This is a genomic window from Vibrio penaeicida, from assembly GCF_002933855.1.
In the GTDB taxonomy this organism is placed as follows: domain Bacteria; phylum Pseudomonadota; class Gammaproteobacteria; order Enterobacterales; family Vibrionaceae; genus Vibrio; species Vibrio penaeicida_A.
Genome location: NZ_BFAQ01000011.1, coordinates 1 through 25,553, shown reverse-complemented (window position 1 = coordinate 25,553; position 25,553 = coordinate 1). Strand labels below are relative to the sequence as shown.

The 25,553-nt window shown below is 45.3% G+C and carries 20 protein-coding genes; 10 read left to right on the top strand and 10 right to left on the bottom strand.

Features of this window, described 5'->3' with window-relative positions; all coding sequences use genetic code 11:
- Positions 1-46: 46 nt before the first annotated feature.
- Positions 47-637, bottom strand: coding sequence for an LON peptidase substrate-binding domain-containing protein (locus VPNCDNU1_RS03610; RefSeq protein WP_104399107.1), 591 nt, complete (start codon positions 635-637; stop codon positions 47-49).
- A 384-nt stretch (positions 638-1,021) separates the two neighbouring features.
- Between VPNCDNU1_RS03610 and VPNCDNU1_RS03605 the strand changes: the two genes are divergently transcribed.
- The 4 genes from VPNCDNU1_RS03605 to VPNCDNU1_RS03590 all read left to right on the top strand — a co-directional run bounded on the left by VPNCDNU1_RS03605 (position 1,022) and on the right by VPNCDNU1_RS03590 (position 4,594).
- On the top strand, positions 1,022-1,780 hold the full coding sequence (locus VPNCDNU1_RS03605; RefSeq protein WP_104399106.1) for an outer membrane protein OmpK: 759 nt from the start codon (positions 1,022-1,024) through the stop codon (positions 1,778-1,780).
- Positions 1,781-1,898: 118 nt separating this feature from the next.
- A complete protein-coding gene (gene panE, locus VPNCDNU1_RS03600) occupies positions 1,899-2,792 on the top strand; it encodes a 2-dehydropantoate 2-reductase (RefSeq protein ID WP_104399105.1) in 894 nt (297 codons plus the stop codon).
- A complete protein-coding gene (locus VPNCDNU1_RS03595; RefSeq protein ID WP_104399104.1) occupies positions 2,789-3,385 on the top strand; it encodes a DJ-1 family glyoxalase III in 597 nt (198 codons plus the stop codon). The genes panE and VPNCDNU1_RS03595 overlap by 4 nt, the downstream gene beginning before the upstream one ends.
- Before the next feature lie 3 nt (positions 3,386-3,388).
- On the top strand, positions 3,389-4,594 hold the full coding sequence (locus tag VPNCDNU1_RS03590) for an aminotransferase class V-fold PLP-dependent enzyme (RefSeq protein WP_104399103.1): 1,206 nt from the start codon (positions 3,389-3,391) through the stop codon (positions 4,592-4,594).
- Positions 4,595-4,652: 58 nt separating this feature from the next.
- Here VPNCDNU1_RS03590 and VPNCDNU1_RS03585 read toward each other — a convergent pair whose 3' ends face one another.
- From VPNCDNU1_RS03585 to VPNCDNU1_RS03565, 5 genes are all read right to left on the bottom strand, one after another.
- Entirely contained in the window at positions 4,653-5,177 is a 525-nt protein-coding gene (locus VPNCDNU1_RS03585; protein WP_104399102.1) for an outer membrane beta-barrel protein, read from the bottom strand.
- Positions 5,178-5,233: 56 nt separating this feature from the next.
- Entirely contained in the window at positions 5,234-5,665 is a 432-nt protein-coding gene (gene csdE, locus VPNCDNU1_RS03580; RefSeq protein ID WP_104399101.1) for a cysteine desulfurase sulfur acceptor subunit CsdE, read from the bottom strand.
- Positions 5,666-5,852: 187 nt separating this feature from the next.
- Positions 5,853-6,668, bottom strand: a complete 816-nt coding sequence (gene tcdA, locus VPNCDNU1_RS03575) for a tRNA cyclic N6-threonylcarbamoyladenosine(37) synthase TcdA (RefSeq protein ID WP_104399100.1) — start codon at positions 6,666-6,668, stop codon at positions 5,853-5,855.
- 353 nt (positions 6,669-7,021) lie between these two features.
- Entirely contained in the window at positions 7,022-8,125 is a 1,104-nt protein-coding gene (mltA, locus tag VPNCDNU1_RS03570; protein ID WP_104399099.1) for a murein transglycosylase A, read from the bottom strand.
- An 81-nt stretch (positions 8,126-8,206) separates the two neighbouring features.
- Positions 8,207-8,629: a DUF2850 domain-containing protein gene (locus tag VPNCDNU1_RS03565; protein WP_167404713.1), complete on the bottom strand. Its 423-nt coding sequence runs from the start codon at positions 8,627-8,629 to the stop codon at positions 8,207-8,209.
- Between the two features lie 274 nt (positions 8,630-8,903).
- Between VPNCDNU1_RS03565 and argA the strand changes: the two genes are divergently transcribed.
- Both argA and VPNCDNU1_RS03555 read left to right on the top strand, forming a co-directional pair.
- Positions 8,904-10,235: an amino-acid N-acetyltransferase gene (gene argA / locus VPNCDNU1_RS03560; RefSeq protein WP_104399097.1), complete on the top strand. Its 1,332-nt coding sequence runs from the start codon at positions 8,904-8,906 to the stop codon at positions 10,233-10,235.
- A gap of 269 nt (positions 10,236-10,504) precedes the next feature.
- The gene (locus VPNCDNU1_RS03555) at positions 10,505-10,789 is read left to right on the top strand and encodes a hypothetical protein (RefSeq protein ID WP_237324091.1); all 285 of its coding nucleotides are present in this window, start codon (positions 10,505-10,507) and stop codon (positions 10,787-10,789) included.
- A gap of 87 nt (positions 10,790-10,876) precedes the next feature.
- Here VPNCDNU1_RS03555 and recD read toward each other — a convergent pair whose 3' ends face one another.
- The 3 genes from recD to recC form a co-directional block, all read right to left on the bottom strand.
- On the bottom strand, positions 10,877-12,988 hold the full coding sequence (recD, locus tag VPNCDNU1_RS03550; protein WP_104399096.1) for an exodeoxyribonuclease V subunit alpha: 2,112 nt from the start codon (positions 12,986-12,988) through the stop codon (positions 10,877-10,879).
- A complete protein-coding gene (gene recB / locus VPNCDNU1_RS03545; protein WP_104399095.1) occupies positions 12,981-16,604 on the bottom strand; it encodes an exodeoxyribonuclease V subunit beta in 3,624 nt (1,207 codons plus the stop codon). Before recB ends, recD begins: the two co-directional genes overlap by 8 nt.
- A 234-nt stretch (positions 16,605-16,838) precedes the next feature.
- Positions 16,839-20,288 (bottom strand): exodeoxyribonuclease V subunit gamma, encoded by a 3,450-nt coding sequence (recC, locus tag VPNCDNU1_RS03540; RefSeq protein ID WP_104399094.1) that lies wholly within the window; start codon positions 20,286-20,288, stop codon positions 16,839-16,841.
- A gap of 551 nt (positions 20,289-20,839) precedes the next feature.
- On the opposite strand from recC, the gene VPNCDNU1_RS03535 reads away from it, so the two are divergent.
- A complete protein-coding gene (locus VPNCDNU1_RS03535) occupies positions 20,840-21,718 on the top strand; it encodes an O-methyltransferase (protein WP_104399093.1) in 879 nt (292 codons plus the stop codon).
- 103 nt (positions 21,719-21,821) lie between these two features.
- Here VPNCDNU1_RS03535 and VPNCDNU1_RS03530 read toward each other — a convergent pair whose 3' ends face one another.
- Positions 21,822-22,796 (bottom strand): TDT family transporter, encoded by a 975-nt coding sequence (locus VPNCDNU1_RS03530; RefSeq protein WP_104399092.1) that lies wholly within the window; start codon positions 22,794-22,796, stop codon positions 21,822-21,824.
- A 102-nt stretch (positions 22,797-22,898) separates the two neighbouring features.
- On the opposite strand from VPNCDNU1_RS03530, the gene VPNCDNU1_RS03525 reads away from it, so the two are divergent.
- The 3 genes from VPNCDNU1_RS03525 (at position 22,899) to dapD (ending at position 25,479) form a co-directional block, all read left to right on the top strand.
- Positions 22,899-23,783 carry a LysR substrate-binding domain-containing protein gene (locus VPNCDNU1_RS03525; protein WP_104399091.1) on the top strand — a complete coding sequence of 295 codons (885 nt, stop codon included), beginning with the start codon at positions 22,899-22,901 and terminating at the stop codon, positions 23,781-23,783.
- 99 nt (positions 23,784-23,882) lie between these two features.
- Positions 23,883-24,194, top strand: a complete 312-nt coding sequence (locus VPNCDNU1_RS03520) for a YebG family protein (RefSeq protein ID WP_104399090.1) — start codon at positions 23,883-23,885, stop codon at positions 24,192-24,194.
- Between the two features lie 253 nt (positions 24,195-24,447).
- The gene (gene dapD, locus VPNCDNU1_RS03515; protein WP_104399089.1) at positions 24,448-25,479 is read left to right on the top strand and encodes a 2,3,4,5-tetrahydropyridine-2,6-dicarboxylate N-succinyltransferase; all 1,032 of its coding nucleotides are present in this window, start codon (positions 24,448-24,450) and stop codon (positions 25,477-25,479) included.
- Positions 25,480-25,553 lie beyond the last annotated feature (74 nt).

Here is a 25,553-nt window from a genome sequence, read left to right as displayed (position 1 = left end):
GGTCAGTTAAAAGAGTAGAAATTTAAAAAGAGCGAAGCCTAACTCTCTACTTTCGGGCAAGTGACTTGCTATCTATTGCCTCAGATAAAAAATCTAACGTAGCGCTGCAAGATTCTTGGGAAACCAAAAGGTCGAATTTCGTTTGATTTATCGGCAACAGTTCAAGCCAGCGTTGACTTACCCAGGTCGCGTCGTCGAAAAAACATTGTTCGTACAAGTTTTTAACTTGTGGGAACTGGCTATAAACATGCCTGAGTTGTTGCGAAACATGCTCTGTATCCTCAACAAACTGTGCAGTTTGCCAATTGGGAAGATGTTCAATCTCCCCGACTCTCAACCCATCCTTCTCCGACCATACCCTTTTTACACGAATTCTTTGCTTTCCATACACGGTGATCCCTAGCAAACCATCTTCTAAGGTTTCGAAGTCCACGATCTCAACAAGCGTGCCGATTTGAGACACATTATGTGGGGAAGATTCATCACCGTCTGACATGAGGCAAATTCCAAATCCCTCATTCTGTTGGCAGCACTCTTTCACCAATCTCTTATAACGGGGTTCGAATATTCTCAGGTTCATTTTCCCCTCGGGCAAAACAACCGAACTCAGAGGAAACAATTTGGTAATTAATGACATGCTCATTTTCCTTTGTCTTTATGTTCAGGATTTACGAGTGCGCCAGTAATCGCGATCACAATCATTATTCATTTACCGCACGAATGCAGTAAACACGGATGTTTCAGCGCAGAAATATCTAATTTCCTAACGCTGTTGAAAGTAAGAACGAAAACGTTTTTCTCAAATTAACAATTTTGTCATTAGCAAAACCCTGATTACTATTGCACCTAATTGACAGAGTTCATAATTATGTTCAATTACGTGATCTTAATCACGCAATCGTTTTCTAATTGCAGTATTTTTCACTTCCAAATGAGAAGTAAAGATATAGAATGCGCGGCGAAGGATTTAAGGTTTATGGATTGAGCCCTACACCAATCGTTTATATGAGAGAAGAACCTAATGCGTAAGTCAATTTTAGCTCTAAGTCTTGCATCTGCAGCTATTGCTGTTCCAGCACAAGCCGAATATCTATTTGGTTTTGGTAGCGCGTACCTTGATTACCAAAAGTGGGATCACGGTATCGGCAATGACGACTCTAACTTTGGTCAAGAAATCCATGAACGCAACCAAGCCGTTATAGGCATTGAAGGTGGCGCGGTATTTGATTGGGGGCAAATCTACGGATTTTACGACTACGAAGGTGTTGACCGTGGTCAAGACAATCGTGGTGCATCCCTTAAAGGTACAATCCATTACAACCTAGCAGACACTGGTGTCAGTCTTTATGCTCAAGTGTACAACACAGATAAAGACATCAGCCCAACGCTTCACGAACAAAACCGCGTTGCTGGCTTAGGCTACACAGCATTAAAAGGCGATAACTGGGGGTTCACTCCATTTATTGGTGCTCATCAAGTTAACACCGAAGGCGGCATCAGCGGTGCGAATGGCGGAATGGTTGGTTGGGTTGGTTTCTACAACACCGATCTTGCTGGTCAAAACTTCACGTTTTCAACTTGGGGTGAATACGAATTCGGTCGTCAAGAAGCGTACGCTGATATCAACGGTGGTAAAACAGGGTTGAATGGTAGCGTAAACGCTATGTGGAATTTCCACCAAGATTGGTCTGCTGGCGTTCTTTACCGTTACACAGTCAACAAACTGGCACGTAAAGATTACCAAGACATCGTGATCTATCGTTTAAGCTACAAATTCTAATTGGTAGACATATTAAAAAGTGGCGCTATTGAAGCGCCATTTTTGTTTCTACTTTGTATTGCATCTTTCATTCCTGTCGCTATCCTTGCTCCAATCGTTTCTAACAAGGCTTCTAGGTTTGAATATCGTCATATTAGGTCCAGGTGCAATTGGATCACTTTGGGCGGCATCGCTGACAACAGCGGGGCATCGCGTTTCCCTGTGGACACGCAATAACAAAGATACCCAACGAGATCTGTCGCTTGGCGATACCCCACCAGTAACCTTTGAAACCAATAACCTTAATGCCTTAACACATTGCGATGTTGTATTGGTCACAGTGAAAGCTTGGCAAGTACAAACGGCCTTACTCCCCATTTTGTCGCATCTACATCCAGACACCATATTATTGTTTCTGCATAATGGAATGGGGGCTGTTGACGTGCTGAAATCCGATATAACATCATTTCCTGTTGTTATCGGTACCACGACTCAAGCCGCTTACAAGCCGAATGTTGATCAAGTGATACACACAGGGGTAGGTCAAACTCAGATAGGTGGTTTCAATTCAAAGGGTGAAAAATGTGAGTTCTTAGAAGAAGTGCTTGATCACGCCCTTCCTGATGTAAAGTGGAACCCCAATATCCATCAAGCCCTTTGGGATAAATTAGCCATCAACTGCGCCATCAATCCATTAACAGGTATTCATCAATGTTTGAATGGCGACCTTTCTCAACCAAAGTTCAACACTGTGCTGGATGAAGTCACGCAAGAAGTTGTTTCTGTTATGCGCCGCGAAGGCTTAGAGGCAAACTTTGAGGCATTGAGAGAAAAAGTCAGTACCGTAATTCACGCCACGGCTAAAAATCATTCTTCAATGCAGCAAGATGTATTTCACCAACGGAAAACTGAGATAGAATTTATCACTGGCTACGTCATTCAAGTCGCTGCTCGTCATCAGATTCCAGTTCCTGCCAATCAAGCGTTACTGGATGCCATTATAACCATTGAAAAAAGCTGGATTTCATCATGAGTCATAAAATACTGGTCCCTATCGCTTCAGGTACAGAGGAAATGGAAGCCGTAACCATCATTGATATTATGGTTCGTGCGGGTTATGACGTGACAGTTGCAAGTGTCGATCCTGAAGGAGCACTCACCATGAAAGCCTCCCGTGGTGTCACACTAACAGCAGATTGTCGGTTGGTGGATGTTGCCGACGACCAATTTGATGTCATTGCATTGCCAGGTGGTGTACCGGGCGCAGAAGTTTTTAGAGACAGCACGTTACTTACCGAGATTTTGAAGCAGCATATGTACGATGCTCGCTGGATGGCTGCGATATGCGCAAGCCCTGCCCTCGTTTTACAAGCGCACGATCTTTATCCTAAAGCCATCATGACCTGTCATCCAAATTTCGAGGATAAGATCCCTGAGTCACAATGGCGTGTAAAACGAGTCGTCACCGATATCAATCACAAACTGATTACTAGCCAAGGACCAGGCAGTGCATTGGAGTTTGCGATGGAAATTGTGATCCAGCTTTCGGGTAAACCACACGCATGGAAGGTGGCAGAGCCTATGGTGACGTTACCTAACCTTCACTACCATGAAATGGGTAAGTAAAGTATGCCTTTAACCGACGTACGTTCACAGTTTCCAGCGCTGGCACAAGATGTCAACGAGACCCCTTTGGTTTATCTTGATAGCGCTGCGACCACTCAGAAACCGCAAGTTGTGATAGATGCGATTCAAAAATATTACAGCCAGCAAAATGCAAATGTACATCGCGGGAGCCACTCCTTAACCGCCAATGCCACTTCTCTTTTTGAGGAAGCCAGAGAGACTGTTGCCGACTTTATCGGCGCGCAACCGAAAGAGATCATTTGGACTCGAGGTGCAACGGAGGCGTTGAACTTAATCGCTCAAACTTATGCTCGTAACACGCTTCAGGTAGGAGACGAAATCCTGATTGGCGAAATGGAGCATCACGCGAATATTGTTCCTTGGCAAATTGTGGCAGAGCAGACGGGCGCAAGCATCGTAAAAATTCCCATGACGTCATCTGGTGAGCTCGATATGGCGGCATTTGAGTCTCTCATATCTCACAATGTGAAGATCGTGGCTGTTGCTCATGTTACGAACGTAACAGGGTATCGCCAACCTATTGAAGAAATAATCAAGCTCAGCCGGCAAGTCGGCGCGGTCAGTGTCATTGATGGCGCTCAGGGTATTGTTCATGAATCCGTAGACATCAAAGCGCTGGATGCCGATTTTTATGTGTTTTCCGGTCACAAATTATATGCACCAGCAGGAATTGGGGTGTTGTACGGGAAACTTGATTTACTGCAATCGACGCCGCCCTGGCATGGCGGTGGGAAAATGGTCGAGCGTGTGAGCTTTACCGGTACCACGTTTTCCGAACTTCCTGGAAAGTTTGAAGCTGGCACACCAAACGTTGCCGGAGCGATTGCGTTAAGTGTCGCCATCAGATGGTATCGCTCGTTCTCTCTTGAGGCCATAGAATCGCACATTCATCATCTGCAAAGACTGGCGGCTAACAAACTGGAACAGATGGAAGACATTTCACTACTAGGCTATCAGCCTAATGCGAGTGTGCTGACTTTTGTTGCCGATGGTATTCACCACCAAGACATCGCCACCCTTCTAGATCAACAAGGAATAGCAGTAAGAGCTGGGCACCATTGCGCTCATCCACTCATGGATGCATTGGGAGTAACAGGAACCGTAAGAGTCTCATTTGGGATTTACAACACGGAAGAAGATGTAGATAAATTGGTGAAAGCGGTAGAAAAGGCGTTAGATATTCTATAACCACCTAAAAGAAATCACCTCCAACTTGCTTTAACTCGCGGGTTGGAGGCATTCAATCTTAAAATTTATAACCAATCAGAAATGCGCCTTGGCTTAAGCGGATATCTTTTAGTTCGACCAATTCAACGTTTAGATCTGCATAGAACCCGTAAGATGCAATAAACCGTACACCTGCACCGTACACTAGCCCCGACTCTCGCTCTTGTGGTGTAAATGCCGTTGCTTTCACAGTATGTAAGCCGTACCCAAGCGTCGCATAAGGTTTAATTGCCCCACCACCATCAACATTGAATGGATGTGAAATCTCACCCGCAACTTTCCCCGTGTTAGCAGAAAGTAAATCTTGAGAATTGGCTTCAAAAGTTAACTTTGCAGCAAACATAGCATTGAAATCATAAGCTCCATCAACCCGTAATCCTCCGCCGCCATTGGTGGTAAAATAGGTGTTGTTCACGCTTGAAGAATAACTGGTACTAGCAAAACCAGCCGCTAGGCGAAAGCCTTCTCGCTCTCCATGTTTTTGTGATTCAGCCATGCTGAATGTAGAAATAAGTGCGGTAGCCAAGACGAAGTATTTTTTCATGTTATTCCTTTTTATTTTTTGACTCGAGATCCGAATAATAGAACTACTCAGCGTTTCTATAATCGGGTCACAGTTTGAATATGCTCAACAATGGCTTTCAATCCATTGCCACGCGAAGGGCTTAAATGGGCAATAAGACCGGTTCGCTCAAAATAGTCATCAATATTAAACTGTTGAATTTGCTCCGACGTCTTCCCCTCATAAGCCGTCAGCACAAGAGCAATCAAACCACGAACGATTCTTGCGTCTGAATCGGCGCAGAAATGCCAATGTTCCCCGCGCTTTTCAGCAACAAACCATACTTGGCTTTCACATCCAGAAATCGTAACTGTATCTGATTTCAACGCTTCAGGCATGGCGGGCAGTTTTTTACCCCATTGAATCACCTGTCGGTAACGGTCTTCCCAACTTTTAAAACCTTGCATGGTGTCTGCAATCTGCTCACTAGAAATGTCGGTACCAAAAGGGGACAAAGGAAAGTTGCTCATAATATTTGTTGAATTATCCAATTTAAACTGTGTGAGATTATATACCCAAACCCACTCAGGTGAAGGTTCTAAATGCCTTTCAACTGTCAGTATAAGAAAATCTGATCAGCATAAGAAAACCCGACCAGTATAAGAAAGCCCAGCATCAACGCTGGGCTTTCTTACAGAATATAGGTGTTAAAAGCGGTTAGGTTGTTTTCATTCCACGCTGAATCAACTTCTCGACAATTCGCGATACCGCAACAAACCCAAACGTTGCCGTTACAACCGTAGCCGCACCAAAACCGCTGGCACAGTCCATACGTTTCGGACCTTCCGCCGTCGACTTAGTGGCGCAAACACTGCCATCAGCTTGTGGGTATTTAAGTTGTTCTGTTGAGAATACGCACTCAATACCAAACTTGCGTTGCGGGTTTTTAGGAAAATTATGATGGCGGCGAAGTGTGTCTTTTATCTTCTTCGCTAACGGGTCTTGAATGGTTTTGGTTAAGTCGGCAACCTGAATTTGAGTTGGGTCCACTTGACCGCCCGCACCACCCGTTGTTACTACTTTAATCTTATTGCTCCGACAAAACGCCAGTAATGCAGCCTTAGCTTTCACACTGTCAATCGCATCCAGTACATAGTCAAAGTCTTTAGTGATGTACTCTTTTAAGTTGTCAGGCGAAATAAAGTCATCGATTAAATTCACCTTACACTCTGGGTTAATCAGCTTCACCCTTTCAGCCATTACCTCAATCTTGCTCTGACCAACAGTGCCGTTCAACGCATGGATCTGACGATTAATATTGGTGACACACACATCATCCATATCGATCAAGGTAAGTTCACCAATGCCCGTTCGGGCAAGCGCTTCTACTGCCCAAGAACCGACACCACCAATACCCACTACACAAACATGAGATGCCCGAAGAATATCGACTTCAGAATGCCCGTATAACCGCCTTGTACCACCAAATCGCTGATTGTACTGCTCGGATGCTGGAGGAAGGTTGTCTTGCATGATATGACCTTGTGCAAAGTAGAGTTCAAAAAGAAAGAGTGCGATTTATACGCACTCTTTATAGAAAAGTCTATACCCAAGTAACCTCAAGATACTAGGTTCAGCGAGAGTTAACTGGCTTTCAGGCAAGGCATCGATTTGAAGATCTAGTGGTTCTAAATCAAGAATCGATAACACAGTATGAAAGCCAGTTAAACTCGCCCTTGGGAGCCCATATTCTGCCCCACTTCATCGTCTAAGAACTTGGAAAGGACTCGTCATTCCGCTGCGTTCTTTTCCTTGAATTGAAACAGAATATGAGGCTCTGAATCCTGCACCTTGAGGTCACTTGGGTATGGCGAGATGCGTTTAGTCTATTCACGCTTTTCTGGAGGCAGCGCCCATGGTGATTGCGTGGGTGACGCCTCTAATCCTAACTTCCACACTCGACCAAAGTGCCTATAGTGACCAGCTTGCGTTCCAGCTCTTGGTCCCATGCCATGATAGAGATCGAGGTGGTTCTGTTTTACTGCACCGCCCGTATCCAAAACAATCAGCAGCCTCAACTCATGCGCACCGCTGAACGTACCATCTGCGTTGAGTAGCGGCACTTCTGCCAAAATAGGGGTGCCCATTGGGAACAAACGTCTATCTCCTGCGACAGACGCCATGGGTAACAGTGGAATACCCGCTGTTCCCGTCACCGGAGCCGCCTGTCTAGGCTCAAAGAAAACGTAAGATGGGTTTTGTTCCAGTAGCTCGCGAACAACCTCTTCCTCTTGTGCTAATACCCACTCTTTAATGGCTTTCAGCGACATTTTTTCGCGGGGTACTTGGTTACGTTCAATCAAAACCTTACCAATACTCACATAGGGGTGACCATTTTTACCTCTATAGGCGAAGTATTCTAATGTGTCATCGTCTTCAAAATGCACAAAACCACTGCCCTGAACTTCCATAATAAACGGGTCTATCATATTGGCTGCGTAACCAAGCTCTAACCCTAACCCGTTTAACGCTCCGTCATTAATTTCTGCACGAGTTGGACATTGGTCATTACATTCGGGCATTTTGTAAACTGGGTAACGGAACGTATCGTTAGGCTGATGCCTAAGTTCTATGACAGGAGAAAAATAGCCCGTAAACAACACATTACCTTGGCTGTCTCCCCCACCAAGCTGCGCAGACTGAATACCATAATTTGCGAGCTCACTTGGCTCACCGCTATTTAGCGCCCAAGCTGAAAGCTGTTCATACAAAGATTGATAGGTACGCGCCATCGAAGGAGATTTGGATAAAACGGCCTCTGCCTGAGCATCAAATGTAAGAAGGTTTCGGGGTTTATTCGACTCGATTTGAGCGGTTTGATTCAATGGCGATGAGAATTCACCGTCAAGGTATTGCTGACCGCGTTCTTTAGGCGCTGCACACCCAACAAGAACCAACGCGATACCGAAGCAAAGAAATTTTTTAAACACAAAGACATCCAAACAAAATGATTTGTATCAGCATGGCAAAATATGACGCCATCAGCAACACAAGTCACCCTATTGAGATACCTAGTTGCTTGAATTTAAGACAGCTGGAGGCGTTGTATTCAAAAATATGGATTCGTAGTGTTCAGGGCGAAGTCGGCGCATTCTGTTGAAACTTTCAGAAATCACGATGAACTCATGCTCAACACCACCGCTTTCGAATTCCAATTCAGTGCCATTAAAACTGAATTTAGACGTTAACATTCGCCCGTCGCGGTAAATGCCTTCGGGTTTAATTGTGTAGGAATCGGACATGTAAGGGGCAACGTGCTGTTCAACCCAATGACCATAGATTTTCTTTTTGAGGTCTTTCTGTTGTACTTGGTAGTCACCTAGCACATGATATAAAGTTACACCTGCGCCAATCGCTACTGTGACAACCAACAATATTGCACGTACATAATACGACACATCTCGACGCGAACTTCCCCGCAAAATCTTGCTCACTTCACCACTCATACATCTAACATCTCATTACGTGTGCCAAGAATTACAGGCGTGCACTTACTTGTCTATATCAACCTTTTGATCATTTCATAGTAAGCGCAGTTGCTGCTGACTTTTCACTCAGTTTAAACCATAGTCTATATGAATTCGCAGTGCATGGATCATTATTTGGCACAGTTCCAAATTTTTGATTGAACAAAAAGAAATTTGGCGTCAATATAAAGAAAATAAATAGTCACAAAATTAGCATAAATAGTCACGGATAGATTGAATAGTGAAGATAAGAAGCACAGCTCTGGTAAAAGGGTTTAGACAATCCGCCCCTTATGTTAACGCACACCGCGGAAAAATCATGGTGATAATGCTGGGTGGAGAAGCATTCGAAGATCAGAATTTTGGCAACATAATTAACGATATCGCACTGCTACACAGCTTAGGGGTAAAAATCGTGTTAGTGCACGGTGCTCGTCCTCAAATTAACCAGTTGCTCGACAAGCAAGAACATCATACTCCTTATCACAAAGGTATTCGTGTTACCGATGAAAACGCCTTAAGCGTTGTTATGCAAGCAGCCGGTCAGTTACAGCTCGCCATTACCGCTCGGCTTTCAATGAGCTTGAATAATACCCCTATGGCTGGCACTCAGTTGAACGTTGCTAGCGGAAACTTTATCGTCGCACAACCTATTGGTGTCGACGATGGTATCGACTATTGCCACAGTGGTCGTATTCGCCGTATCGATACCGAAGGCATTTACAGAACACTTCAACAGGGCTCTATTGTTCTTCTGGGTCCTATTGGGTCGTCCGTTACAGGTGAAAGCTTTAACTTACTTTCAGAAGAAGTGGCTACACAAGTCGCCATCAAACTCAATGCAGATAAGCTGATTGGTTTTAGTTCTGAGCAAGGCATTACAGACGACGAAGGCAACGTCATTGCCGAACTCTTCCCTGCGGGTGCTCAAGAAATACTTCAACAACGAGTTTCCGATTCGGACGAAGGGCAAAGAGGATCGATTCGCTTCCTTAAAGCTGCTATTGCCGCATGCCGAGCTGGCGTTCCAAGAAGCCACTTAGTCAGTTACAAACTTGATGGTGCCATTCTGCAAGAGCTATTTTCACTCGATGGTATCGGAACCCAGATCGTCATGGCCAGCGCAGAACAAGTCCGTAGTGCTGATATCGATGATATTGGCGGTATCCTAGACTTAATTCGCCCTCTAGAAGAGCAAGGTATATTGGTTCGCCGGTCACGTGAGCAACTGGAACAAGAAATCCACCAATTTACGATCATCGAAAAAGACGGCATGATCATTGGCTGTGCAGCTCTGTATCCGTTTCTTGAAGACCAAACGGGTGAAATGGCCTGTGTAGCAATTCACCACGATTATCGCGATGGTAACCGCGGTGTTCACTTACTTAAACACATATACAATCAAGCGAAAACGATGGGGCTAGAGAATTTATTTGTGCTCACCACGCGAAGCATCCACTGGTTTAGAGAACAAGGATTCACTGAAGTCGGAATAGGGGCGTTACCTGGAGAGAAGCAAGATTTATATAACTACCAGAGACGTTCTAAGATTTTACAACTCCAAGTAATTTAATGGGATCTCGTTCCAATTAATTTCATTCATAAGCAACTGATTTATAATTAATTGCTAAAAAAAACCGCAGATCGGTTAAAAATTGACTTTTCATATCACATTCTGCTGGTACAATCGCCGCCACTGGAAAGCCGTGCTTTCCAGTGCCAAATTCAGTTGAACCATTCTGTTTCACCTCTGATTTTGCTTTATCGCATATCAAAAGTGTTTAAACATCAACGTCAAGAATGTTCACTGCCACATGGAGGTTCACTCTAGTACGGAGTCAAATGCTAGGAAGCGAGAGTCCACAACTTGCGAGCATAAACTCAATGAGAACCATTATTTGCAACTCGGCCCAAAGCTTTTGGGATATGGCTGACAATCAGTTTTTGGATGGCAGAGAAGTACACTGCGTTTTTCCAGTAAACGACAGCATGAAACGTTACATAATGTCTTATCAAAATCGCTGTAACATAAGAAACATCTCATTTTCGGAAGTATTCAGTACGAAAATAGATGAAGACAGCAGCGTCAAAGACGTTTTCAAATTCCTAGCACTTACCGAAGCCTAGGATTTGCAAACCTCAAGTAATTTGATGGCCCACCAAGGACGGTGGAACCAAAAATTCAATCGCACTTTTAAACTGTATTTATCGCCCCTACCAATCCAATCGCCCAGCTAACCCACTTGCACGTAATGTTTTCACTTTTACCCCTCGATTCATCACGTTTCGCTCACCAAACAGATCCAGTTTTTTCTTAGCTCGCGTAATGCCGGTATAGATCAACTCTCGCGTTAAAATAGGGCTAAAGCTTGGCGGTAATACCATGATCGTATGTTCAAACTCACTCCCTTGAGATTTATGAATGGTCATGGCATACGCCGTTTCGTGCTCGGGCACTCGGCTTGGAAGAACACCTTTCACCGTGCCATCGGGTAATTCAAAGTACACCCTAAGTCTTGGCACTTCTTCAGACTCATCCAGCATACAAATTCCAATATCACCATTGTAAAGCCCCAATGCATGATCATTACGCGTGACCATGACCGGTCTGCCCGGATACCAAACATCATCGGTGCTAGGCAACTTATTCTGTTTTCTAAGGCTCTGCTCTATTCGATGATTCAACCCGACAAGCCCAAAATCACCTTCACGAATAGCACATAATAATCGGCATTCTGAAAACAGTTTCAACACCTGCTTTGCTTTCGCGCTGGGCAGTTCATCCAATGAAACTGCGCGGTTGGCTTCTTGCAAATAAGGGGCATAACCTGTCGTAACCATCTTTAGCATCTGCTGATAAGTGTCTTTGTCCAAGTCATGATGGGCAATATCATCGAACCCTTGCTCCCAAACTTTTTCGACTCGAATGGGATGACCTGAATTGATCGCTTTAGCCAACTGCCCAATACCAGAACGAGCATCAAATCGGTAGCTTTTCTGCAACATGCACAAACAGTCCACGATGGGTGGGGCTGACGTAGAGTGTTGGTGGCTCACTGCATCGTAACCAGTTAACGTAGCGATTTGTTGGCTTTGCGCTGGGCTCATGAACTGATCACTAAAATCACAGATATCGCCTAGCACTGCGCCTGCCTCCACAGAAGCAAGCTGATCTTTATCGCCAAGTAAAATCAGTCTCGCATTCGGTGGCATTGCATCCACCAGCTTATACATCATAGACAGGTCAACCATTGAAGCTTCATCGACAACCAAAATGTCGAGATGCAATGGGTTGTCTTTATGATGTCGGAACTCAGCTCGCCCGGGGATCGCACCGAGTAAACGGTGAATCGTACTCGAATCGGTTGGGATTTGGTCACGGATACTCGGATCTACCGGCAAAACATCCACGGCTTTACCAATGGATTCGGTTAAACGAGCTGCGGCTTTCCCCGTTGGAGCAACCAGTTTAATGTCAGGCACCACACCTAGGTCACTCCCCTGCTGAACCAATGCCGCCAACAATTTAGCGACTGTTGTGGTTTTTCCTGTTCCTGGTCCACCAGAAATCACAGCAAAGCGTCTGGTAAGCGCGACAGCAGCCGCCACCTTTTGCCAATTTAAGCAGGCAGACTGTGGTACTAAGGCATCCAAACTGCTTAAATCCGTCACTTTTTTCGCACTCACCAAAACATTGTCAATCGCGTTCCAGTCCAATGTTTCCGGCGCTACGACATCTAAGTGATCGCATACCCATTGCTGTCGTATGACTTGATGGCTTTGTTCTGAATGCGCAATTGCTGAAAACAAGTATTGGTAGCTGCGAGCAAACAAATGATCTAGCGTTGTTTTTAATCGAGCCGCTTGAGCAGGCTCTAAAACAATGGGCGACATCAAATCGCGCAGCGTCTGACTGAGCACCACCTCGTAATGCCAATAGCGGTGCAGATACAATTTCGCACCATCCAGAATTAAAGGTTTAGCTTCACCGTTTCGCCCGACGACAGGAGAGCTCTCCAACTCTTTTTTCCAATCAATGCCCGTGAGTTTTTCTTGTAGTAATTGTGCTTGCTCGCCATAAAGACCAAGGCTAGCTGCAATATCTACTCCGTCCATGGGCACACAGATATGCCCTTTTCCTAATTCAGAACTGGCTAAACCTGCAATAAAAGGCACGGAAAGATTCGAATCGGGCTGTTGAGAGGCAATAAATCGAGCAAATTGGTAATCCAGCTGTCGAACTGCTCCTTGAACAGCAAGTTGCTGCATGACATTGAGTAAATCGGTTGTAGGCATGTCGGAGTTTACTGGCTGAGAATCAGACATCTAATGCTTCTCCATCAATGAGCTTATCGAACTGTTCCAAAAAGGCTTGGGAAGGTTTCGCTGAAAAGATCCCGTTATTCGATTGCCCATCCACACCTCGTAAAAAAAGATAATACACACCACCAAAATGCTGTTCATAGTCATAACGTGCCAGCCGACTTTTTAAGAAGCGGTGCAGCGCCAACGCGTAAATTTGATATTGTAAATCGTATCGGTGATCCACCATCGCACGTGCTAAATTCTCGCCATGGTAGTCGGCAACTGAATCGCCTAAGTGGTTCGATTTCCAGTCAAGGACATAATACTTTCCATTGTGCTCAAACACTAAATCGATAAAACCCTTCAACATGCCTTTTAAGCGATGGAAACCTAGATCGCCAGCCTGCTTAGAAAGCGGGTCATGTTGGTGGGCCAACTGATTAAACGTTGGAGCGAGAAGTACATCTATGGGCAATAAGAATTCCATCTCCACCAATAGCTGACTTGGCATTTTGTTCGAAAGTTGGAGCCCTTCCCCATCCAAAGGCGTGTTAAGCACCGTATCTACCAGTAATTCCAATACGGGCTGCCATTCTGGTTCGAGCTGTTCTACTTCCATCAAATGGGCAATGGTTGCACTGTTGGCTTCACTGTGTGCAGGTTCGTTGAAAATCACCTCTTCAAATAAAGTGTGAAGAAACGTTCCCGGTCTCGCGCCTCTTGGAAAGGTAAATATAGAACGCCCGGGCGCTTCTATCAGGTGCTCTTCCTCTTCGGAAAATGAGTCAATATCAAACCCTGCGATTTCAAAAGACGCATCATGTGCACCGTGCCCTGATTGCTTGACTAGCCCCGAATAACTGCTGATTCTCCATGAGCGATCGATATCTTGCTGTAACTCGCTTGCCGTAAGAACTTCTGCCGCTTCTTTTACGGGTGTATATGGCAGTCCTTGCTGCTCAGGTGGTGTATCAATGGTCATGAAATCATGATTTGTGGTCACTTGAGCGAGGCACCCCGCTAATTCTTCTGGCGATTTTGGCTCGCCGTTTTGCACTAAATACCCAATCGCGCTTAAATGGAGCCCTGAAGGACCTTTCGTGGCTCGCCCTTTTCGTATCGGCGTCATACCAATGAAGCAGCCATAAACCGCACGGGTAAGCGCCACGTAAGTCAAACGTAAATCTTCCGCTAATCTCTCTTTATCGGCCAGTTCGAGGGCTTCACTGTTCTTAGTTATGTCCAATACGGTTTTGTCTTTCTTTGCATCGTAATACTTGCCTTCACTGGCTTCGCGGTAACTGCTAACAAAAGGAAGAAAGACCAAATCGTATTCCAAGCCTTTCGATTTATGGATAGTGACAATTTGAACCAGATTACGCTCAGACTCCAAACGTTGGATTTGCTCATCGCTCCCACCCGTTATGCCGGACTGAATATCGCTGATGGTTTCAGATAGCCAACGCAGCAAACCGTGATCGCTTTCCAGCGACAAACTGGCTTGCTGCAATAACTCGCCAATGTGCAGCAAATCGGTAATGGTGCGCTCTCCGTTATCTTCTTCCAGTAAGCGCTCTGCCATCGTTCGCTTTGACATAACGGAACGAATCATTGGCATTACGCCTCGTTGCTGCCAAAGTTTCCGGTACTCCCGAAACTCATTCACCGTGTTTTCCCACAGTGTTTCTTCGTTATTTAGGGCATCCAATTCACGAGCGTTCAAAGCGAACAAAGACGATGCCAAACAAGCACGAAGCGTTTTGTCTTGTTCCGGCGTTAGGACGGCTTGGAGCAGGCGTTGCATATCGTGCGCAACTGTACTGTCGAACACGCTGTCTCGGTTAGATAAATACACACTCGCAATGCCTTGGTCGGCCAAAGCTTCCTTAATTTTTCTCCCTTCCGTACCGGTTCGAACCAACACCGCTATATCACCGGCTTGCACGTTGTGGCGCTCTCCCTCATTTTCAAACCAAGCTTGTTGCTTGTCTGATACAGTTAACACCGTTTGAATTTGGCTGGCTGTGGCTGACGCCATGACTGAAAGGTAATCCCCTTTCGTTACGGGCTTACCGTCTTCTTCTTCATGCAGCCAAAATCTTAGAGCTGGCTGTTTAACGCCATCCAAAAACCAATGGCTAGAATTGGCTTTCGGGCTGAAATTGACGGGTCTGAACGGAATGTCTTCATCATAAATAAAAGGGGCATTACTGAAGTCGAAAATTCGGTTTACTGCCATAACCATATCGGCACTGGAGCGCCAGTTGGTACCAAGCGTGTAGTGATCTTGCACTTCATTACGGGCTTTAATGTAGGTAAAAATATCTGCGCCACGGAACCCATAGATCGCCTGTTTAGGATCGCCGATCATAAATAAGCCTGTTTGAGGCTGACCTACGTAAATTTGGCTGAATATCTGGTACTGAAGCGGGTCCGTATCTTGGAATTCATCGATCATAGCCACCGGGTAAAGAGTGCGAATACGCTCAGCCAACAAATCATCTTCATCGGCATCTAAGGCGGCAGAAAGTTGGGTCAGCAAATCATCGAACGATAACCAGTTCTTTCTTTGCTTGGCTTTCGCTAATAGAACACGGCACTCAGCGATCGCGTGCGCCAAAATGGGATCACGCAACGAAACGGACTGCGAGATAAACTCGTCTATCAAATCAAAAACTGGGTGAGTGGGTGGTTCGCCTTTGGGGGTCTTTTCATTCAGCGTCGTCTGGCTGAATTTTTCCAGCTTATCGGGAAAAACGTAATCCACTGTTGGGCTTGCTGCCCAAATAGTGACTTGTTCTAACCAAGTAGGCAGCGATTTTTTGGTGTAGCTACGCTTGTTTACATCTGAGTTTGATATCAGGTCTTGTAGATCGTCTTGCGCCGCTCGCCATTGCGCTTTGAGTTCATCGATTTTACTTAAATTCTGTTGATGCAGATCCGCAATATTTGTTGAAAGAGGCGCGACCGTCAGTTCAATGTCTGCCCCCGTTAGGTGTCGGGATACATCCTTAAGCAGAGCTGAAGGTGCCCCCCAGATCTTCCCGATCTCGGCGGCAAGGTTCATCGGTAATGGATAAAACTGCCTACGCCAATAATCGGCAACGACTTGAGCTTTGAGCTGAGTTTCGTCGGTAACAAATTCGTTGTTAAATCGGCTGCCCGATTCAAAGGCATTTTGAGTCAACATACGCTGGCAAAAGCCGTGAATGGTATAGATGGCGGCTTCGTCCATCTGGCGTTCAGCCTGCAGCAATATTTTTGCGGCTTCTTTGTGATCCGAAATGGCGTTTAACAAGGGCTGGATAACGGGATCTATTTTTTTGTCATTTGAAGAAGCCCCACCACGAGAAAACGCTAATCGCGCGTTGTGAATTTTTGCGCGGATACGATCTCTCAGCTCTGCTGTGGCTGCTTCTGTAAAGGTCACGACCAATATTTGATCAACGGTCAATTGGTAGGGGTGTGAAGTGCCACTCTCACCATGACCAAGAAGTAGACGTAGATACAGCCCCGCAATGGTGAACGTTTTCCCTGTTCCCGCAGAGGCCTCTATTAAACGGGCACCGTGCAAGGGGAAATCCATTGGTGACAAAACACTCGCTTGTTGAGGTTTTGAATCAGATTGGCTAGTCATATGTCGTCGATTCCGCCTAATAATTTGTGATCAAACACTTATTTTGCAATTTATAATTAACTTTAAAGATCAAAATAGATCAGGTTGAGACTTGCTTCACGGTTCAGGCTACCTGCTGTGGTTAGTATCCCTGCCACAGAATTGTGGTCACCTCTGACCCTGTGGTCGCACAGCGAACGCCCTACAAATAACAATGATTTGCTGGCGACCACCCTACACCCTTTCAAATGAAACTTACTCTATCTCTTCACTGTTTTGCGTTGCCATAACTGCGGCTTGTAAAACCAAACTTGCGTTTAATCTTACTTCTCTACCGAGCTCTTCATTCCAGTGAGACCAGATCCTTTCGATGTAGTTATCTGAGCCTTCACCGGGGAACATATAGCCATCGTTAAAAGCATCTCCCATCTTTTTAAGTGCCGTTTCTTCATCATCTACCCACTCTCCTGCTTTGTTAATACAGGCTTGAACGCCCGCTAGCGCTGTCTTAGGGAAATAGGGTAATGGCTGATTCATGCCTTGATAAAACAAGCGAACCAGCTCTTGTAACATGCCGATGGCTTGATCGCGGTTATCTAAAGGAGAAATGACCCAATGCACCGCTCCCTCTTTTTTGTCGTAACCAACGATGTGGGTGCGGCTCACGCCTCCCATGGCAGCGAGACAGAGGTGATCAATCCATGCAGATAACCAATCTTGCGCGCGGATTTTTCCACTACGATATCGAAGCAGCCCAGATTGGTATCGATGTGTTAACCAACCCGTTAATTGGCACGGTTTCCCGTCTATTGTTAGGCTGATCTTCACTTCACTGTCGTCAAGCGGTTTTCCAGCCAAAGGATGAAGCACATTCACGAGTGAATCCGTCTGTTCTCGGTTGGCAGCAAATTCCAGTTCACCAAAAGCACCGATAGGCAGTAAGCCTTTGGCTCGCTGCTTTTCCATGTATCGGGCTAAAACAGGTTCTTCTGCCTCACCGTTCACTCTGCATTGAAGTAATGTATCCACCAATTCGTCGCGCATTTTATAACTTTGTAAGCCCCCCAGAACAAACGGTTCATCATTTTCCAGCGTCGCCATAGGTGGCTCAAAAAACACTTTGAGGCGTCGGTTAAAGAAATATTGAACGGGTAACCGCCAGAAACGTTGAAGTTCCACCAAATCAAGCTGGTAAGGGGCGCTTAGCTCGGCTAAGTAGTCATCCAAAGGTTGCTCAAATGCGCCAGCGCGCGCTCCTAAACGGTTAACGCTCGGTAGCCACTCTTTGGCGTAGCTTTTTTCGATGCCAGAAAACGCAAGAGGGCTAAATGGCACCATGGGGTGAGTGTGAGAAAGGGCAGCCAGAAGCTTGTCGCCAGACGCATCCACGCCCAACATTTCGTCCCCTTCCAAACAATAGTTTTGGTGGCAGTACTCCAACAACTCCGATACTAAAACCGATGGTACTTTGTCTGTATTGTCTTGAATGGATCGTCCGACATAACTGATGTATAAGGATTGCTGTGCTGACAACAAGGCTTCGAGAAATAAGTAACGATCGTCATCTCGTCGTGAGCGATCCCCTGCTCTTGCGCGATTGTTCATTAAATCGAAGCCTTCAGGCGGCATTGAGCGTGGGTAAGCCCCGTCATTCATGCCAAGCAAGCAGACCAATTTAAATGGAATGGAACGCATGGGCATCAACGTACAAAAGTTCACTTGCCCTGCTAAAAAGCGCTGACTGACACGGGTTCCAGACAGTTTGTTCTGCAAATATTGCTGCAATACCGTATGCGAAATGTCTTCTTCAAATCCGGCATCATGAACCTGTTCAAGCAACTGAGATAAGGTGTCTCGAATGGATTTAAGCGCCATTTCACCTTCAAGCTCTACGCTAAAAAAGGCATCCAGCATGTCATTAATGATGCGAGTCCAATCTACCGCGCTTTGGGTGGCGTTCAACTGCTTTTGGAATCGGTTGAGCGTATCGACGTAGTGCGCCAATTTACCCGCTAATTCCGCATCCATTCCTTGTACTTCATTGTAGGAAGCAATGGTTCTTTGCCCCTCAAACAACCCAGCACTTTCTGGCATAGCGTAGCCCAATAGCATTCTTTGAATACCAAAAAGCCATGTATTTTGCGTTAGCTCTGGAAGCTCAAATTGCCCAGCGGTTTGTTCATCTAGCCCCCAGCGTACACCAATTTCTTCAATCCAGATCTTTGCTCGCTCAAATTGATCTTCATCCAGACCAAACCGAGCCATAATGGCTGGCACTTCAAGAAGTTCGAGCATCTCGGAGGCTTGGAAACGGCTATCGGGTAGCAGCATTAATTGCATAAATGCAGACAAAACAGGGCTCTCTTCTTGCGCCGTTCTGTCTGAAATGGAGTAAGGGATAAAACGCTCACCAGGTGCATTACCAAAAACAGACTGTATCGCGGGGCTGTAAGCATTAATGTCCGCTACCATGACGATAACGTCACGAGGTTTTAAGCCAGAGTCTCTATCAAACATACTTAAAAGCTGATCATGCAGTACTTCAACTTCACGCATTGGGCTATGACAAGCATGAATCGAAAGCGATGTATCCCCTTCTGAAACCAACTGTTTGTGTTGGCTGGTTTCAAGCACTTCATCTTTTTGGTGCTCTTCTAAATTCAAAATATCCGCTTGTAATTGGTGCAATACGCTATCGCGATCCACCTCTACAAAGGCTTCCACCTCATGAGCTTCTAACTGGGAGAGCAGATACATATTATCGCGCCCTAATTTCCCCATGGATGCCAGCAAACTGTTTCCAACGACATCGGTATGAAGTTCATCAATCACGTTATCTTCAAGTTCGCCTTTTAGCTGCTCTGTCACACCGTGCTCTTCAGAATGGTCTTGTTTCCACTCAATGTGTTTTCGATGACGAGCCGCTAGCTTAGCGAGGTATTTTCTATCTCGAACTTCTCCCCAATAATAACGACACGGGTTGGTAAACATAAGGTGGACATCAATGTGCTCACCCAATGCTTTTAAGGCATCCATGTAACGAGGTGGCAAGGAAGAAATACCAAATACAAACAATCGCTTGGGCAAGTCAGAAAGCCCCGAAGATGCTTGGCTTAACGCATCGATGAAGTGTTCGTATAAATTGGCGCGATGGTAAGGCGATTGATCGAGCACTACCGTGCGATCGTAAAGCGCTTGCCAAAGAATGGGCTGCCAAGGGTGTTCTTCACCGATTTCCTGTACTGTTTCCCCCGCTTCCCATGCGGCGATCCATTCCGGTCTATACACTAAGTATCCATCAAAGATATCCGCTATCTTCTCTGACAATTGAAAGAGCTTGGAATGATCTTCGTCGTTTTCTAAGTAGCGCAGTAAGGGAGAAAACTCAGGCTGAGATAATTGCGATGGCAGTATGTCCATGAGCTTCCAAGTCATGGCTTCTTTGTTGAAAGCGCTTCGAGTTGGTACATCGGGGAGTACTTGCGTAAACCTATCCCAGATAAACGTCGCAGGAAGAGGAAAATCAATGTTTGCGGCGACACCAAATTCTTTCGCCAATTCCATTTTTAGCCACTGCGACATACCTGGGCTTTGAACCAGTATCTGCTCTGCTTCAAACGGGTTTTCTAATGGGGAAAGTTTGATGAGTTCAACAAGTAGAGATTTCAGCAACTCTATTTGATTCGAGTGATAGACAGTAAACACAAAGCATCCGGCTACATGGTTGGACGGTTACTGCTTAGATTAGCATAGAGCATCGAATCCGCTGAACTGAAATATGCATTCGAATACGAGTGAAAGAGCGATCAATCAGTACGTTAGTTAAATAATCAGCACACTTAGTTAAATAGTCAGTTACCCAGATATTCACGTCGACATTTCCGTTTACTTGAGCTGATACGGAAGTATGATAATACTTGTAGTTAAATTTGATGAATATTGTTAGTGGCTCATTTTCGCGACCATTTACACAGTTATTATCGCAATAACAACGATGTATTCTGATGGTTGAGAATTTGCAGTTTTATAACATAGCTCAGTTTGACTTCTGAACCCACCATGCTGAAGTAAAGGTAAGAACTTACGTTGGTGCTTCTTTCGGTCTAGATAGACAATGTCGGGCTAAAAGAGGATATGTTGTATTTCTTTCATTCAATTTGTGTCTCGTGCGCTAACTTTCCCTTGCGCTAAAAACGTTCCACGCATGGGTAATAGCAATGACACCGTTGAATGAGTTGTAGTAAGAAAGGTTATATATGCCAAATGTTGTTGCAAGGGCAGTAAAAAGCTGGCTAAAAACGTCGGTGCATAAAGTAAACGGTTTTAGGGCGAAGCCCGAACTCGAAAGCTTAATGAAACACCAATCATCCGCCGTGAATGCGGTCGGTTCGGCTCTGTATGATGTACTCAATAGTGCTAACTCGCTGGATGAAAGAATGATGTTCGAAAAAATTGAGCAGCGCCGCGCAACTTTACTGGGGTCGAATGCTGAAATTTCAGTAATGGATTATGGCGCTGGTAGCCCGAATACAATAAGAACTCAAGAAGAGATGGCTAAGGGTGTGGAATTCCATTCAACCATCAGCGCTGTGTGCCGCTCTAGCAAGCCTGCGTTTTGGGGGGTATTTCTCTTTAAACTCATTCGCTATTTACAACCTAGCACCTGCCTAGAATTAGGATCATGCGTGGGAATATCCGCATCTTACCAAGCTTCAGCTCTTCAGATGAACAACAACGGACAGATGCTCACGCTTGAAGGCTCTCCAGAGGTGGCTAAAGTGGCTCAAGAAAGCTTAGATTTCATGGAACTGAACAATACCTCCATCATAACGGGTCCCTTTCACTCGACACTTCAAGACACTCTCAGTACCCATCACCCAATCGACTACCTTTTCAATGATGGGCACCATGATCACGATGCCGTTCTCCAATATTTCAATGCAGCTTTACCTTACCTTGCGAAAAGTACAGTGATGATTATCGATGACATTAATTGGTCTGAAGGAATGCGTAACGCTTGGCAGAAAATTGAAGAGGACGAAAGAGTCGCCCTGTCTATTGACTTGAATGAGATTGGCATTGCACTTATCACTGATACTTTACCTTCCAAAGAAATCATAAAGATCCCGCTTTAAGAACGAGATTTTCATATCGGTGCCTTGCCTGAAAGCCAGTTCCCTATTCTTTGGTAGAGAGGTCGCTGAACCAAGCATCTTGAGGTTACTTGGGTATAACTGACTAGCTCGCTACTTTTCCGCTCATGATTACGGTTGGTAATACGTGTCGCACATAACACCAACACACATAACCGACCACCGCACTGGCTATAAATAACTCGACATTCGCGAGAAAACGAACCTGTTCTACATACTGCGGTGCGACAGCGATGCTTTCTAACCAATTAGCCATTTTATATAACGCAGTCGCGCCAATCACCATTGGGAAGGTAAAGGCTGCATACGCAGGGCTAAAAGGTAGCCGGAGCAGATGGAAGAAAGCTGCATAAATAACCACAGTCATCAAAATTGCGATACCAAATAACAATGCAACCAAAACGGGCGACGGCTCTTGGGTTACTGTTAAATAGCCAGCCAAAGAGAGGCTTGCAGGGGCGGCCAGAATCGCGATAGTTGGTTTTGCAGCATCTGGAACACTTTCGCAGAAAACAAGACGATAAATCATGGTTGGCAATAAAATAGCGTAAGTTACCAAACCAAAATTAAGTACACCTTCGGCAATATAAGCAAGCGCTGGTGTTCCAGAGAAAGAGACGTCGGCAACAATCAAACCAACAGGTGGCACAAACCAACTTGGTACCATATGGCTGAGTTGGAAATTAATGCTGCGGTGATAGATAAAGCTGACCAAGAATGATACATGCATCAAGACTGCCGCCATCCAAACGGCATCACCAAACCCTTGGTTCCACTGACCGAAACTGTGAGAAATCACCATTAAAGCCATGGCAAAGGTGGGCAATACACTGCCAACGACAGGGTGTGCCATGTCTTCTTTAAGTAAATGCCGATGAGACATAAACTTAACCGTTAAGATAAGCAAGAGAATACCGGCAATACCAGCACCTACCAATTGCCCCATTCCGTTTAGGTTGGCGGCGTTTTCCCAACTCCACCCTAAACTTGCAATACCAAGTGCTAACCCTGCCATTGGAGTAGGCGCCAGAGCACTTCTGGTGGTCATTTTCTTGATCATGGCTGCTTATCTCCAATTAACTCAATAGCAACATAATAAACTTGCCAAGCATTTAATTATATCTGAATATATTTAAACCAAGGTTAAGAAAAACTGAACGTAATGAATATTTCGCTGAAACAGCTCCGAGTTTTTGTTGCTATAACACAGGAAAAAACCATCACTGCCGCCGCGGATCAACTTTACCTCTCGAAGGCTGCGGTCAGTATGTCATTGAGTGAACTAGAAAAGCAGGTTAAGCATGCTCTGTTTGATCGCGTGAACAATCGCTTAATTTTGAACCGCGAAGGGAAAAGGCTACTACCCATCGCCGACGAACTATTACACAGAGCCAATGACATCGATCAGCTCTTTCAAAGTGACCAAGCCTTGCATGGCGAACTCAATATTGGTGCCAGTGACACCATTGGTAATCAAGTTGCCCCGTTTATGCTCAGCAATTTTCGCTCTGTTACCCAGCACCATCATCAATCGCTTTTTATTGCCAATACCGCCCTCATTTGCGAAAAGTTGGCAGACTACGAGTTAGACGTAGGATTAATAGAGGGAAAGACACAACACCCGCAGCTCATCACCCAGCCTTGGTGTTTAGATGAAATGTGCGTCATTGCGAGCCCAAAACATGAGCTCGCCAAACAGACAAACTTAGGGGTACGGGATCTAGAATACACGGATTGGCTTTTGCGGGAGTCTGGATCGGGTAGCCGAGAGTTTTTCACTCAACGAATTGCACCGCGTATCGAGTATTGGCAAGAATCTTTCCAGCTAAATACAACCGAGGCCATCATCAACGGGACAACTGCCAATTTGGGGTTAGCCTGTTTGTCACGACGATCAGCGCAACATGCAATTGATGATGGACGAGTTATCGTTTTAGATTTACCAATAGATTTTCAACGTAAGTTCTGGATACTTCTACACAAAGAAAAGTACCAAAGCCCACTTCTAAAAACGTTTTTGGAGTTTTGTTCACGCTGGCAAGTGTAGCGTGTTGACCTCTCACAATACGCTTGTGGACTGGACACTCAGGCAAACAATCTGTATAAACAACCAGTAGATCAAATCTAAGTTCAAAAGAGGATAACCATGGCTGTAATCGTCAAGTACGTGGTGGAGCGCAACGGAGAAGAAAAGATGACTTTTACCTCTAAGGCTGAAGCCGACGCTTATGACAAAATGTTAAATATGGCAGATGAGCTTTTCGGCCTTATCTCAGAAAGCAAGCTCATTGAAGATGAAGGGAAGCAAGAAGAATTGTCTCTCTATCTGGCGAAGAATAAAGATGAAGTGTTGTACGCTCTTGGCGCTAAAAAACGCAAAGCCGCGACACCTAAAAAGCCTAAGGCTGTTGAAGATAAAGCGGACGACTCTAACGAGTCAGAAGAAGACGCAGCCTAACCTTAAGCCGCGCAGCATCCCAACAACTTATCAGAATAGCCAGCCTATATTGCTGGCTATTTTCTTTTTAGAGATATTATATCTCTAATCAGACAGCGTATATCGTTTGGCAGACTATCCGGCTTTTCCCTCTTTCATCTCGTAAGCGGGGTGAGTAGGATGCTTGTCAACAAGATTCAAGATTGACGATTTGCTTGGGCGGTCATCCCCCTTCCTAAGTAAACAAAAAAATTCAACCAAGGAGATTTCACTCATGGCAACATTTTCTCTGGCATTTGGTACAGCTACCAAGAACCACGATGGCAAAATCATTGAAGCTTTCTTCCCTAACCCAGCTCTAAACCCAAGCGATGCTTTGGTGAAAGCGGTAGCAGAAGTGGCTGGTTATCAAGAAGGCAACCAAGCGATTGAAATCTCTGTGGCTCAAAGTGCAGAATTGGCTAAAGCATTTGAAGCAAACGGCGACGCTGCTAACGCTTCTTTTGCAGCAAAAGCCGCTGAGTCGGCACAGCCACTGGTTCTTGTTGTTTTAGCGACTGACGAGAAGCCAGCCTCTGTTGCAGAAGGTTTCTTGAAGCTTCAGCTTATCTCTAACCGCCTAGTGTTGCCTCACGGAACTGTCCTTGATGGTATCTTTGGTTTGCTTCACAACATTGCATGGACAAACGAAGGACCTATCGATCTTCCTGAGCTTGCTGATCGTCAAATCGAAGCTCGCCTAGCAGGTCGCAACCTGTCTGTTGACTGTGTAGATAAATTCCCGAAAATGGTGGATTACGTTGTACCTACTGGCGTCCGTATTGCGGATACTTCACGTGTTCGTCTTGGCGCACACGTGGGTGAAGGCACAACTGTTATGCACGAAGGTTTCATCAACTTCAATGCTGGTACCGCTGGCGTAAGCATGGTTGAAGGACGTATTTCTGCTGGTGTAGTTGTCGGTAATGGCTCAGACATCGGTGGTGGTGCATCCATTATGGGTACGCTTTCTGGTGGTGGCACTGTGGTTGTCTCTATCGGTGAGAACTCTCTGCTTGGCGCAAATGCAGGTCTTGGTTTCCCACTGGGCGATCGTTGTACGGTTGAATCAGGCTTGTATGTAACGGCTGGTTCTAAAGTACGTATGCTTGATTCCGACGGAAAAGAAGTCGAAGTTGTGAAAGCTCGTGACTTAGCAGGTAAATCGGACCTATTGTTCCGTCGTAACTCGGTAACAGGCCAAATTGAGTGCCTAACAAACAAAACCGCTGTTGAACTGAACAGCGAGCTTCACAGCAACAACTAAATGTTTAGCTGAAAGTCTGCGTTTGTTTAGACTTAATTAGGAAAGACCAGCATTGTGAACTGACCCCATAAAGT

Excerpts from the sequence above, each read along its gene's own strand:
- VPNCDNU1_RS03610 (WP_104399107.1), bottom strand. The coding sequence starts at position 637 with ATGTCATTAATTACCAAATTGTTTCCTCTGAGTTCGGTTGTTTTGCCC.
- VPNCDNU1_RS03605 (WP_104399106.1), top strand. The coding sequence starts at position 1,022 with ATGCGTAAGTCAATTTTAGCTCTAAGTCTTGCATCTGCAGCTATTGCT.
- VPNCDNU1_RS03595 (WP_104399104.1), top strand. The coding sequence starts at position 2,789 with ATGAGTCATAAAATACTGGTCCCTATCGCTTCAGGTACAGAGGAAATG.
- VPNCDNU1_RS03590 (WP_104399103.1), top strand. The coding sequence starts at position 3,389 with ATGCCTTTAACCGACGTACGTTCACAGTTTCCAGCGCTGGCACAAGAT.
- VPNCDNU1_RS03585 (WP_104399102.1), bottom strand. The coding sequence starts at position 5,177 with ATGAAAAAATACTTCGTCTTGGCTACCGCACTTATTTCTACATTCAGC.
- csdE (WP_104399101.1), bottom strand. The coding sequence starts at position 5,665 with ATGAGCAACTTTCCTTTGTCCCCTTTTGGTACCGACATTTCTAGTGAG.
- tcdA (WP_104399100.1), bottom strand. The coding sequence starts at position 6,668 with ATGCAAGACAACCTTCCTCCAGCATCCGAGCAGTACAATCAGCGATTT.
- VPNCDNU1_RS03555 (WP_237324091.1), top strand. The coding sequence starts at position 10,505 with ATGCTAGGAAGCGAGAGTCCACAACTTGCGAGCATAAACTCAATGAGA.
- recD (WP_104399096.1), bottom strand. The coding sequence starts at position 12,988 with ATGTCTGATTCTCAGCCAGTAAACTCCGACATGCCTACAACCGATTTA.
- recB (WP_104399095.1), bottom strand. The coding sequence starts at position 16,604 with ATGACTAGCCAATCTGATTCAAAACCTCAACAAGCGAGTGTTTTGTCA.
- VPNCDNU1_RS03535 (WP_104399093.1), top strand. The coding sequence starts at position 20,840 with ATGCCAAATGTTGTTGCAAGGGCAGTAAAAAGCTGGCTAAAAACGTCG.
- VPNCDNU1_RS03530 (WP_104399092.1), bottom strand. The coding sequence starts at position 22,796 with ATGATCAAGAAAATGACCACCAGAAGTGCTCTGGCGCCTACTCCAATG.
- VPNCDNU1_RS03525 (WP_104399091.1), top strand. The coding sequence starts at position 22,899 with ATGAATATTTCGCTGAAACAGCTCCGAGTTTTTGTTGCTATAACACAG.
- VPNCDNU1_RS03520 (WP_104399090.1), top strand. The coding sequence starts at position 23,883 with ATGGCTGTAATCGTCAAGTACGTGGTGGAGCGCAACGGAGAAGAAAAG.
- dapD (WP_104399089.1), top strand. The coding sequence starts at position 24,448 with ATGGCAACATTTTCTCTGGCATTTGGTACAGCTACCAAGAACCACGAT.